Origin of the sequence: Alkalimonas mucilaginosa (genome assembly GCF_036327005.1) — a bacterium.
GTDB lineage: Bacteria > Pseudomonadota > Gammaproteobacteria > Enterobacterales > Alteromonadaceae > Alkalimonas > Alkalimonas mucilaginosa.
In genome coordinates, this window is sequence record NZ_JAUGZK010000005.1 from 221,809 (window position 1) to 233,850 (window position 12,042).

A 12,042-nucleotide genomic window follows, 5' to 3' on the forward strand; every position below is an offset into this window, starting at 1 on the left:
CGCGACAACCAAGGGTGGACTTAGCATGGAACGAGTGGCCACCAAGCTATAACCACATTTATTTTCAATGGCTTAATCCATAACAAAGCGATAGCCACGCTTCATCACCGAGTGGATAAAACGCGGATTTTTTGCATCCGTATCCCCTAAGGCGTGGCGTAATTTGCTGATGCTGCGCCGCACCGCCGTATCGGTGACCACCTGACCGGTCCAGATATTTTGATGCAACTCCTCCAGACTAATCACCCGCCCCTGATGCTCTATAAAATAGGCGAGCAATTGATAAACCTTAGGCTCCAACGTTTGCCACTCACCTTCCAACCCAAGTTGATGCGTCACCGGGTTCAGTTGCCAATGCCCCAGCTGCAGTAACTGAGTTGGCGAGGCCGTTTGCACACCAGCCACAGCGACTTCCTTAGCAAGCTCTTGCTCTTGCACGTTAGGAACAGCCAAAGGTTGCAGCCAACCCAAACGCTGCTGCAACCACTGCAAAGCAAACAACAGCGGCAGCAATACCAGACTGACTGGCAACGACAACACAAAGAGCACCACTTTAATCAACAAGTGCACTCTGGGGTTTAACAGCAGCAGACCAAAGGTGATGGTGGCCATCAGCCACAGTAAAAATACCCACGTGATCACATACACAGGTCCGTCAGTGTAACAAACACCAAAAGGAGAGCTGCCAAAAGCTTCCAGCATAAAGCAATGCGCCTGAGCACCTGCAGGAAACAGCATGAGCAGCAGCAACGCAGTCCACCACAATGTTCGCATCAACTTTTACCTGGCTGCTGCTTCACTGGCCGCTGCCAGTCCGTGATATGGCGTTGTTTGGCGCGGGCGACCACCAGTTCGCCATCGCCTGCATCGCGGGTTAATACAGTGCCAGCCCCAACAGTCGCATTTACCCCTACCGAGACTGGTGCTACCAATGAACTGTTTGAGCCAATAAAAGCACCATCTTTGATGGTGGTAACAAACTTATTGGCACCATCGTAATTACAGGTAATGGTACCGGCACCCACATTCACCTTTTCACCAATGACGGCATCGCCGAGGTAGGTCAGATGGTTGGCTTTGGAGCCTTTGCCAAGGGTGGTTTTTTTCATTTCGACAAAATTACCGACATGGCTGTCATCCAGCATCACCGAGTCCGGCCGCAGACGGGCATAAGGACCTACGGAGCAATCCGCGCCCACCGTTGCCTTTTCAATCATCGAGTTAGGCTTAATCTCGGTGTTATCGCCGATAGTGCAGTCTTTTAAGATGCAGTTGGCACCAATGGTCACGCCTTTGCCCAGCACCACTTTGCCTTCAAAAATGACATTGATATCGATCATCACATCATTGCCTACTTCCACACTACCACGCACATCAATGCGAGCCGGATCGCGCAAATTGGCACCTGCCAGCATTAATGCTTCGGCTTGGCGTTGCTGATAGGCGCGCTCTAACGCGGCTAATTGCACCCGATTGTTGGCACCTTCTACTTCCATCGGATCTTGCGGCTGAGCGGTGGCAATTTCAACGCCTTCGGCATGTGCCATCGCAATCACATCGGTAAGGTAGTATTCACCCTGGGCATTGTTGTTGGATAAACGGCTTAACCAGTCTTTTAACTGCTTGCCGGGCAGCGCCATGATGCCGCTGTTGACTTCGTTGATTTGCAGCTGCTCGGGCGTAGCGTCTTTTTGCTCAACAATGCCAACCACTTTGCCGTTCTCACGCACAATGCGGCCATAACCGGTTGGGTTGGTCAGATTGACGGTTAGAATGGCCAGGCCATTGGTAGGTTTGACTGCCAGCAATTGCTGCAAAGTATCCAGCCGGGTTAAAGGCACATCGCCGTACAACACCAGCACGGTATCCTCATCGGCGATATTCGGCACCGCCTGCGCCACCGCATGGCCGGTGCCCAGTTGCTCGGCCTGCAGCACCCAGTGCAGCGGCTGCTCGCCAAGGGCGCTTTGTAACGCTTCAGCGCCATAACCATACACCAGCTGCGGCTGGTCGGAGCCCAAAGCGCGGGCGGTATCAATCACATGCTGCACCATCGGCCGTTCCGCCACCCGGTGCAACACCTTGGGCAAGTCCGATTTCATCCGTGTGCCTTTACCGGCCGCCAGTATCACTACATTTAATGCCATAACGATGCTTCCTTTGTTCGTAATGGCTCTATTCTACCGAAATTACCGCCCGATGACAGAGCATTTACCCTTGTGGACGCAGCACAAAGTTCTGCTGTTGACTAAGCACCTCAAAATCCTCCGGCTCGAGCAGCTCAAAGCCAACCCGAACCTTGGACGGATACAAACTGGGGTAACTAAGCGAGGTTAAGCGGATGCCAATGCTGCCGCTGCGGCTTTGCAACACAAAGTCTTTCGTCAGTTGCAACTGGTGGGCATGACGCTTTTGGGTCCAGAAGCTAAGATCCACGACAGCCGTGTTGGTTGAAGAAGTCGGTTGCCACAACTCCGGGCTTAACGTCACTCTGGGCGTTTGATACCACTGCCAGCCATGCAGGGAAACCAGGCTCAACACCGGGCTTCCCAACAGCAAGGCGATGCACAGGCGCCGCTTAGACATAACCTATCCAGTTGATCAGGATAAATGCCAGCAGATTATTCGCCGCATGCATTGCCATCGGCACATAGACCGAACCGGTTTTTTCCCGCGCCAATCCCAGGATTAAGCTAAAGCTAAACAGCATCGCCATCATTAGCAGCGGGTACTGGCCAGCGTGAACCAAGGTGAACAGCATCGAGGTCAGCAACAAGGTGCCCCACAAACCCAGAGAACTGTTGCGCCAGGCTTGAAAGAAGTAACCACGAAACACCAGTTCCTCTACCACCGGAGCCACCAACACCATGGTGACAAAAAGCCCCAGATGACGCACCCCTACCAGGGATTCAATAAATTCACCCGACTCTACCGGCCACAGCCAGTTGATCAGCCAGGCCGACGCGTAATACAGCGCAAAAGCACCCAGCCATGGCAAGTAGCGCTTGGCCGCGACCGGTGTTAACGCCAAGGTTTGTGTCCAGCGCTGCTGCGGCAAGCTGGCTGCTTTAAGCAACACCAGCAGCACAGGGATGGCGGTCACCAAATACATCCAGGTGATGCCATTGGGGCTGATCAAATGCGCACTTATCCAGGCCTGGCTCTCTGCCTGTGACAAATCCGGCTGAGTGGCTGTACCATAAATCACAGCACCAATTCCATACACAAATGCCGCTACAAAGTAAGTCACCACCATGGCCAGCAAAAACTTGATGGAACGGCTAAAAGGTTGAGCCTTTGTCGATGTTTGCGGCTGCTCAATGGCTTCAGCAGCCGGCGCTTCGTTCAGTGTCTGAGTTGTCATGTTGTATTCCTTTTCATCAAAGCGGCAGGTACCAGCCCAATGGCACCATGGTATTGAGCAGCGCAATCAGCCCCTGCTGCAGAGCCAGGCACAACAACAACCAACAGCCATAGCTCAAAACGGGCATGCATTTATCGATCACTGGTTTCATAAAGCGCTACCTGCCATGTTTTATTCTTTAGTTGCGCTCTGGCAACACCAGCTGGATGGACTGCTGCAACAACTGTTTTACTTGCTGCTGCAATTGCTGTTTCGTGCTTTGCTTTAGCACTTCCAGTTGGTCTTGCAGTTGTTGTCGTAAATCCTGCTGAATGTATTGTGTCAGTTCCGGAAAAGCATCGTCTTGCCCGGTTAGTTCCGCAGCAGTCAAAGGTAAGCTGCTCACAGATAAGATGGCGATAGCAGCGATATAGCGTTTTAGTGATGTTTTCATAAGTGCCTCCAATGGCGTTTGATTAAGACAACGCCAGCTTAGGCAGAGCAGGGCACAAAGACGATAACGGTGGCAGGACTTTGCTGTGACAGAGTGATGCCGTTGGTTATAACCAGGTTATAACCAAAATTAAGGAAAACAAAATCAACAGCTTAAATAAAATCCAGCAAAACTGATGGCATACTGCTCTGACTATTTGTTACAGCGATGATATCTCCTGCTGAAGCCTGCTTCTTGAAGCCGCATGGATTTACAGTTTGACCACAAAAATGACAGATGAAAAAGCCCCTGACAGGCAGGGGCTTGGATTAAGGTTATTACAGCACCTTAGAAGCCTTGATGAAACTCCGCCAGGTCATCCAGCGCCTTAAAACCAGGCAGTGGCGTAAAATCCTGCTCCTGCGACTGGCCTTGCAAAATCACCTGCAAGGCGGCCGCTTGCTCCGATAAGGCTACCTGCTGATAGAAGTGTTGCAACTTTGGCAATGTCAGGGCTTCAACCGCTGCGGTTAAGCGCGCCTTGCTGTCAAAGCCCAGCCGGTTGCGCAGCCAATCCGTTCGCATCGAGGCAAACTCTTCGGTCAGATTGTTTGGGGCCCGGCGCAGCTCCAGCAATTGAGACTCTTTTAAGCGATTAAACTCCTCTTCGGTTAATGCCGCCACTTGCGCACTGTACTCCTGCAAAAAACGCTCAACCCGCTGCTGCAGTTGCTCGGCCGACAATACCGGGCTCTGGATATAAAACACTACCCCAGCATGCTCGTTGTATGGCAACTCACCCGCTTGCACCACATAGCCTAAGCCTTCTTCAGTCCGTAGCTGGTTGAAGAAAGCCTGATGCAGATGACCCGACAGCACTTTAGCTGCGGCCTGTCCGCTGACACCAGCATTAGGCAGCAACTGGGTACGCACCAGACTGCTATCGTCTTGTGGACTGCTGCGTAGCACCAGCAAGCGCTCGCCGGCTTTGGGCTGCCAACGAGGCGAAATTTGATAAGCGTGTTCTGTTTGTTGGCTGCCGCGCAGCGACTGCGCTATCGCAACGACATCGGCTTGGCTGTAATTGCCTTGCGCCAGCACGCGCAACTGGCTTGCGGCCAACGTCTGTTGGATGTACGCATTCAGCTGCTCCAGGCTAACCTGGTTGCTGGCCTCCAGCATGGCACTTAGCTCAAAACGGCCGCCGAGCATGGTGGTTCTCATCCATTCACTGGCCTGACGAGCCTGCATTTGCTGCTCAAAAGAGCGTAATTGCCGCTGTAACAAGTCCATGCCTTGAGCAAACTGCTGAGCACTGACCTCGCTGGCCAGTAAACGGCCTATATCCTGCACCAATTCCGGTTGTTTATCGGTAAAGCCGGCCAGGCGCCAGACCAGATCGTACTCCTCTCCTTCTGGCTGCAACTGCATGCCAGCGGCACTGGCCTCTTGCAGCAATGCCTGGTTAGTGATCATAAAGATCAATTGCCATAAACCATGCATCACGGCGTCTTGCGCTGTGGTCTTCGCCGTAGGTTGATGCCATTGCATCAGTAAATGACCCCGCGGCTGGTCGGAAAAATGTTCGCTGCCCATTAACCAGGCCTCAACACCGTCTTCATTCAATACCTGCGTCGGCTGGCTGTAGTCGCTGTGCTGCACCGCAAAGCTTTCCGGCTGAAAGCGATTCAGCGCTGGCAAACTCAGTGGCAACAGCGGTTGCTGCCAAGCCTGCAGTTGCTCTTCGCCAATCGGCTGCACCGAATAGCGCGCTTGAAAGAACGTGAGCTCTTGCTCGGCGGGCTCCTGCTGACTGATGTGCCAGACTGTCAAACGTTCCGGTACCAGCTGCGCTAGCAAGGTATTGATGGCTTCGGCATCAAAACCATCGTACTGAAAAGGTGCGCTGACCACAGAGGTTACCGGGTAATACTGCATGGCACTACTTAACTGAGCGGCATAGCCAAAACCATCGCGCTTTTCCAGGAAGTGAAACTGGTTTTGCAACGAGGTGCGGATTTCCTGGTAATAACGTTCATTCACGCCTTGCTGCCGAATTAGCTCCAGGTACTGCATAAAAATTGCGGTAATAGCATCCCGTTGCTGCATACCAGCCGCCGTTAAAGCAATGTTGATATTGAAATGCCCGTAGTTGCCATAAAACTTCGGATCATAGTCGACAGACACAGCATCCACCAAGCCCATGGCTTTTAACTGTTGTGCCGGCGTGCCTGGCATTTCCGAGCGGATAAGATGCGCTAAAAACTCGTTTGGCTTGCTGGCAAACTGCTCCAGATTGTTTTTGATGGTAAAGCCCAATCGAACCTGTTGCATTTCAGTGTTGGGGACAAAGTGCACCAAACGCGGCCCGTGCTGTTCGAAGTTGATGCAGTGGCTTGGGCGGGGGCTGGCCAGATCCTTGTTCTCTATGTCGGCGAAAAAGCGCTGCGCCAGCAACTGCATATCAGGCAGTGGCTGCGGGCTAATCAACACCAGCTGCATGCGGTTGGCTGAGTAGTAATTCTGGTAAAACGCCAACAGCTCATCATGCAGTTTGCTGCCTTCTTTATCGCTTAAGGTGTCCAGATTGCCGACCCAAAACTGATTGGATGGATGGTCACCCAGCAACTTGGCAGCCAAGGCCAGCATGGCCCAGCCATCCTGAGTCCGCATCATCGACCACTCGGAATGCACCGCATGACGTTCTTTTTCAATGTAATCCGGCAGCAACAGCGGCGATTTGAAAAAATCGGAAAAACGATCCAAGGCTTCATCAAAATGACTGTAGTTGATTTCAAACATGTAATTGGTGAGCTGATTGGTAAAGGCGTTGTAGGTTCCACCATGCTGGCTCATAAAATTGATAAAACCATCCGGGTCTGGAAAACGCTCGGTGCCCATAAAGAGCATGTGCTCCAAAAAGTGCGCCAGTCCCTGTTGTTCCTTGGGATCGTTCAGCCAGCCTGCATCGACACTAAGAGCTGCGGACGATTTTTCCGCTGCAGGGTCCGACACCAACACTACCTGAAGCTGGTTGGGCAGAGTAATGGCTTTATACTGACGTGCATCGTTCGGGCTGGTGATAATGGACTGAGCAGCAGGCTGCTCCACCGCAATCGTATGGGTAGGTGCACTGCTACAGCCATTTAGCAAAACGACACTGCTACCAGCAATTATTAGTGCCAGACTAACTGTACTTAGGGTAAAGCTGTGCTTTTTCATCATGTTTTATCCTTTAATTAATGCAGCTTTGTTGGTTGCACATTAAGTTACTCAGTCGAAAGCAAATTTCCAATGACAAGGATCGGAGTAAAGCGTGATTTCGCGGTAACGGCCGTATAACCATAGTTATAACCAACCTATATTATTGTTTTATATTGGAATTAGTATTCCACCAAGTTAGAGGCAACTGAACTGTTCATTACAAGCTTTTGCCAGAGCAATGGACATCGCTAAAGACTTCTCATCACTTTTTTCAAAATAGGCTTGTACTGACTGTTGTAGATTCTGCTTAGTCAAAGCTCTAAGTTCCTGACTGATCAAGATCTGCAAATCAGCGGATAACTGCGCTGGTGCGGTCATCGATAGCTGAGCTGAAGCAGCCTGAGCACTATAAAATTGCTCATTTGCAACTGTAGTTGCTGGGTTTACTAGTAAAGTAGAGATAAGCAGTAGGCTAATTGCAGTTAATTTCTTCATAGTGGTTTCCTTTCAAAGCGTGAATGTGTATGGCTCTATCACTACAATGAAAGATACATGCCAAAACTATAAAGCCTTTAGAATCAATGAAGTAAAGTAAAACCTATCGCTTATATGCGCGAAATAGCGCATCGCTGCGCGTTTTTATAGAGTGAATGCTAACGGAGTAACCAACCAGAATGGAATAAAAAATCCCCAAATAAAAAAGCCACCCGAAGGTGGCTTTTTGGCAAGGCGCAGGGCCTGCTTATTTGGTTTTGCGCAATTTACGGATCAATTGCAGCTGCGCAATGGCCTCTGCCAACTGAGCCGCGGCTTCCGCGTAGTCGAAGTCGGCGCTGGCATGTTGCATGGCTTCTTTGGCACGGTTTTGTGCTTCAAGAATCGCCTGCTCATCCAGATCTTCTGCCCGTTTAGCCACATCGGCCAAAACGGTGACGCCATCCGGCTGCACTTCCAGCACGCCGCCAGCAACGTAGATGAAGTGCTCTTCACCAAATTGCTTGACGATGCGCACCATGCCAGGCTTGATTGTCGTCAGCAGCGGGGTGTGAAAGGGCAAAATACCCAGCTCACCATCCGCACCACTCACTTCGACATACTCGACCAGGCCGGAGAAGATTTTATCTTCTGCACTGACTACGTCCAGATGCACTGTCATCGCCATCTTGCCTCCTCAGCTGATTATTTCAGCTTCTTCGCTTTCTCGATGGCTTCTTCGATGGAACCAACCATGTAGAAAGCCTGCTCTGGCAAATGGTCAAACTCACCATCCAGGATGCCTTTAAAGCCACGGATGGTATCTTTCAGTGACACGTACTTACCTGGTGAACCGGTAAATACTTCCGCCACGAAGAACGGCTGAGACAGGAAACGCTGGATTTTCCGAGCCCGGAATACCGTGGTTTTGTCTTCATCCGACAGCTCGTCCATACCGAGGATGGCGATGATGTCTTTCAGCTCTTTGTAGCGTTGCAGTACAGTTTGTACGCCACGGGCTACTTCGTAGTGCTCTTTACCAATCACCAGTGGATCCAGCTGACGTGAGGTCGAATCCAGCGGATCAATCGCCGGGTAGATACCCAAAGAAGCGATGTTCCGGCTCAGTACCACCGTCGCATCCAAGTGCGAGAAGGTAGTTGCTGGCGATGGATCGGTCAAGTCATCCGCAGGCACGTAAACGGCCTGAATGGAGGTGATGGAACCGGTCTTGGTAGAGGTGATACGCTCTTGCAACACACCCATTTCTTCAGCCAGTGTTGGCTGATAACCAACTGCTGAAGGCATACGACCCAACAGGGCTGATACTTCGGTACCGGCCAGGGTGTAACGGTAGATGTTATCTACGAAGAACAGTACGTCGCGGCCTTCATCACGGAATTTTTCCGCCATGGTCAGACCGGTCAGCGCCACACGCAGACGGTTGCCTGGTGGTTCGTTCATCTGACCATACACCAGCGATACTTTATCCAGTACGTTGGAATCTTTCATCTCGTGGTAGAAGTCGTTACCTTCACGGGTACGCTCACCCACACCGGCAAATACCGAGTAACCGCTGTGCTCGATCGCGATGTTACGGATCAGCTCCATCATGTTCACGGTTTTACCAACACCGGCACCACCGAACAGACCAACTTTACCACCCTTAGCAAACGGACAAACCAGGTCGATAACCTTGATACCAGTTTCCAGCAGGGCGTTAGAAGCTGCCTGATCTTCATAGCTTGGTGCTTCACGGTGGATGGACCAACGCTCTTCTTCACCGATAGGGCCAGCTTCGTCGATTGGCTCACCCAGTACGTTCATAATACGGCCCAGTGTGGCTTTACCCACCGGAACCTGAATGGCTTTACCGGTATTGCTAACGGCAGCGCCACGGCGCAGACCATCAGTTGTGCCCAGAGCGATGGTACGCACTGTGCCACCACCCAGCTGCTGCTGTACTTCCAGCACCAGACCTGAGAGGTCACCGTCAGTTACGTTCAACGCGTCATAGATACCAGGTACCGCATCTTGTGGAAAGTCGATATCCACAACGGCGCCAATAATTTGGACTACCTTACCTTGACTCATGTTGTTTCCTCAAATGTCTCAAAACTGTTCACTTAACCAACCGCAGCTGCACCCGATACAATCTCACTCAGTTCCTGAGTGATGGCGGCCTGACGGGCTTTGTTGTACACCAACTTCAGCTCATCCATCAGGTTGCCGGCATTGTCGGTGGCCGCTTTCATCGCGACCATACGGGCAGCGTGTTCACAGGCGGCGTTTTCTACCAGCCCCTGATACACCAGCGACTCAATGTACCGATCCATCAGCATGTCGATAATCGGCTCTGGCTTCGGCTCGTAAATGTAATCCCACTTGTATTTACGCTTAGGCGCATCCTGGGTTGGCAAAGGCAACAGTTGCTCAATCGTTGGCTCTTGTTTCATGGTGTTGACAAACTGGTTGTACACCAGATAGAGGCGATCAATACGACCTTCCAGATAGGCTTTCAGCATCACCTGCACGGACCCAATGATATCCGCGAGCTTCGGGTTCTCACCCGAGCCGGCTTGCTGGGCCAGTACTTTGCCACCAAAACGACGGAAAAAAGCAGTGGCTTTGTTACCAATTAAGGCAAACTCAGCAGACACTCCCTTTTCTTTCCAACTTTTTAGCTCCTGAACCACAGCTTTGAATTCATTGCTGTTCAGGCCACCACAAAGTCCACGATCGGTTGAGATAATGATGTAGCCAACGGTGCCTGCTTCACGTTCCACCATATAAGGGTGGCGATAATCCAGGTTACCTCCGGCCATGTTACCGATCACTTTGCGCATACCTTCAGCGTATGGGCGGGATGCAGCGACTCGCTCCTGCGCGCGGCGCATTTTGCTAACCGCAACCTTTTCCATAGCGCTGGTGATCTTGCGAGTATTGTTAATACTCCCAATCTTGCTTTTTATCTCTTTACCACCGGCCATGACGTTGTCTCCGTTTCATTCAACGACGAAGGGTGGCCGCAGCCACCCACGTCTGATTACCAGGTTTGGGTGGACTTGAAAGTCTCAACCACGTTTTTCAAACCTGCTTCAATCTCGTCGTTGTAGTTACCGGTTTTGTTGATTTCCGCCATCAGACCAGCATGCTCAGACTTGGCATAGGACAACAAGGCAGCTTCGAAGTCGCCAATCTTGTCGGTTGCTACGTCTTTCATAAAGCCTTTTTCAATGGCAAAAATCGACAGCGTCATATCCGCTACGCTCATTGGCGCGTACTGCAGCTGCTTCATCAGCTCGGTCACTTTCTGACCGTGCTCCAGCTGGGCGCGGGTCGCGTCGTCCAGATCGGAAGCAAACTGAGCAAAGGCAGCCAATTCAGTGTACTGAGCCAGCGCCAGACGAATACCACCACCCAATTTCTTAATGGCTTTGGTTTGTGCTGCACCACCCACCCGCGATACCGAGATACCCGCATTCACCGCAGGGCGAATACCGGCGTTGAACAAATCGGTTTCCAGGAAGATCTGACCATCGGTGATCGAGATCACGTTGGTTGGTACGAAAGCAGAAACGTCACCGGCCTGGGTTTCGATGATCGGCAGAGCAGTCAGTGAACCGGTTTTGCCTTTCACTTCGCCATTGGTCAGACGCTCGACGTAGTCGGCATTGACGCGCGATGCACGCTCCAGCAAACGGGAGTGCAAATAGAACACATCACCCGGGTAAGCTTCACGGCCTGGCGGACGACGTAACAGCAAGGAGATTTGACGATAAGCAACAGCTTGCTTCGACAAATCATCGTACACGATCAGTGCATCTTCACCGCGGTCACGGAAGTATTCACCCATGGTACAGCCGGCATAAGGTGCCAGGAACTGCAGCGCTGCGGCTTCAGAAGCCGAAGCAACCACTACGATGGTGTGCGCCAGGGCGCCATGCTCTTCCAGCTTACGAACTACGTTGGCAATGGTGGACGCTTTTTGACCAACCGCCACATAGATACACTTAACGCCAGTGCCTTTCTGGTTGATGATGGCATCGATGGCCAGTGCGGTTTTACCGGTCTGACGGTCACCGATCACCAGCTCACGCTGGCCACGGCCGATTGGGATCATCGAGTCGACTGATTTGTAACCGGTTTGCAGTGGCTGATCAACCGATTGACGGTCGATAACACCAGGGGCAATTTTTTCAACCGGCTCAAAACGAGCGGCGTCAATGCTACCTTTGCCATCGATAGGAGCACCCAGGGTGTTCACTACGCGGCCCAGCAGAGCTTCACCTACCGGAACTTCTAAGATACGGCCAGTGCTTTTAACTTTGGTGCCTTCGGTTAAATCCGCGTACGGACCCATAACGACGGCACCGACCGAGTTGCGCTCTAAGTTCAGCGCAATCGCATAACGGCTGCCAGGAAGCTCAATCATCTCACCCTGCATACAATCCGCAAGGCCGTTGATCCGAATGATACCGTCCGTGACCTGCACGATGGTACCTTCATTGCGAGCTTCACTGACCACATCGAACTGAGCAATACGTTGCTTGATCAGTTCGGCTATTTCAGTGGAATTCAGTTGCAT

At 51.7% G+C, this 12,042-nt stretch carries 12 protein-coding genes; all 12 read right to left on the reverse strand.

Annotated features, from left to right (window positions below; translation table 11 throughout):
• Nucleotides 1-72: 72 nt before the first annotated feature.
• The 12 genes from QWF21_RS09135 to atpA all read right to left on the reverse strand — a co-directional run bounded on the left by QWF21_RS09135 (nt 73) and on the right by atpA (nt 12,042).
• The gene (locus QWF21_RS09135; protein WP_330087743.1) at nt 73-774 is read right to left on the reverse strand and encodes a winged helix-turn-helix domain-containing protein; all 702 of its coding nucleotides are present in this window, start codon (nt 772-774) and stop codon (nt 73-75) included.
• The gene (gene glmU / locus QWF21_RS09140; protein WP_330087744.1) at nt 774-2,147 is read right to left on the reverse strand and encodes a bifunctional UDP-N-acetylglucosamine diphosphorylase/glucosamine-1-phosphate N-acetyltransferase GlmU; all 1,374 of its coding nucleotides are present in this window, start codon (nt 2,145-2,147) and stop codon (nt 774-776) included. Before glmU ends, QWF21_RS09135 begins: the two co-directional genes overlap by 1 nt.
• Before the next feature lie 64 nt (nt 2,148-2,211).
• Entirely contained in the window at nt 2,212-2,586 is a 375-nt protein-coding gene (locus tag QWF21_RS09145; RefSeq protein WP_330087745.1) for a hypothetical protein, read from the reverse strand.
• Nucleotides 2,579-3,364, reverse strand: a complete 786-nt coding sequence (locus QWF21_RS09150) for a CPBP family intramembrane glutamic endopeptidase (RefSeq protein ID WP_330087746.1) — start codon at nt 3,362-3,364, stop codon at nt 2,579-2,581. The genes QWF21_RS09145 and QWF21_RS09150 overlap by 8 nt, the downstream gene beginning before the upstream one ends.
• A gap of 16 nt (nt 3,365-3,380) precedes the next feature.
• Nucleotides 3,381-3,515: a hypothetical protein gene (locus tag QWF21_RS09155; protein ID WP_281248658.1), complete on the reverse strand. Its 135-nt coding sequence runs from the start codon at nt 3,513-3,515 to the stop codon at nt 3,381-3,383.
• Between the two features lie 27 nt (nt 3,516-3,542).
• Nucleotides 3,543-3,797, reverse strand: coding sequence for a hypothetical protein (locus tag QWF21_RS09160; protein ID WP_330087747.1), 255 nt, complete (start codon nt 3,795-3,797; stop codon nt 3,543-3,545).
• 327 nt (nt 3,798-4,124) lie between these two features.
• The gene (locus tag QWF21_RS09165) at nt 4,125-7,001 is read right to left on the reverse strand and encodes an insulinase family protein (RefSeq protein WP_330087748.1); all 2,877 of its coding nucleotides are present in this window, start codon (nt 6,999-7,001) and stop codon (nt 4,125-4,127) included.
• Nucleotides 7,002-7,175: 174 nt separating this feature from the next.
• Nucleotides 7,176-7,475 carry a hypothetical protein gene (locus QWF21_RS09170; protein WP_330087749.1) on the reverse strand — a complete coding sequence of 100 codons (300 nt, stop codon included), beginning with the start codon at nt 7,473-7,475 and terminating at the stop codon, nt 7,176-7,178.
• A 247-nt stretch (nt 7,476-7,722) separates the two neighbouring features.
• Nucleotides 7,723-8,142 (reverse strand): F0F1 ATP synthase subunit epsilon, encoded by a 420-nt coding sequence (locus QWF21_RS09175; protein WP_330087750.1) that lies wholly within the window; start codon nt 8,140-8,142, stop codon nt 7,723-7,725.
• Between the two features lie 17 nt (nt 8,143-8,159).
• Nucleotides 8,160-9,548: a F0F1 ATP synthase subunit beta gene (atpD, locus tag QWF21_RS09180; protein WP_330087751.1), complete on the reverse strand. Its 1,389-nt coding sequence runs from the start codon at nt 9,546-9,548 to the stop codon at nt 8,160-8,162.
• A gap of 32 nt (nt 9,549-9,580) precedes the next feature.
• Nucleotides 9,581-10,444: a F0F1 ATP synthase subunit gamma gene (gene atpG / locus QWF21_RS09185; RefSeq protein WP_330087752.1), complete on the reverse strand. Its 864-nt coding sequence runs from the start codon at nt 10,442-10,444 to the stop codon at nt 9,581-9,583.
• 56 nt (nt 10,445-10,500) lie between these two features.
• Entirely contained in the window at nt 10,501-12,042 is a 1,542-nt protein-coding gene (atpA, locus tag QWF21_RS09190) for a F0F1 ATP synthase subunit alpha (protein ID WP_330087753.1), read from the reverse strand.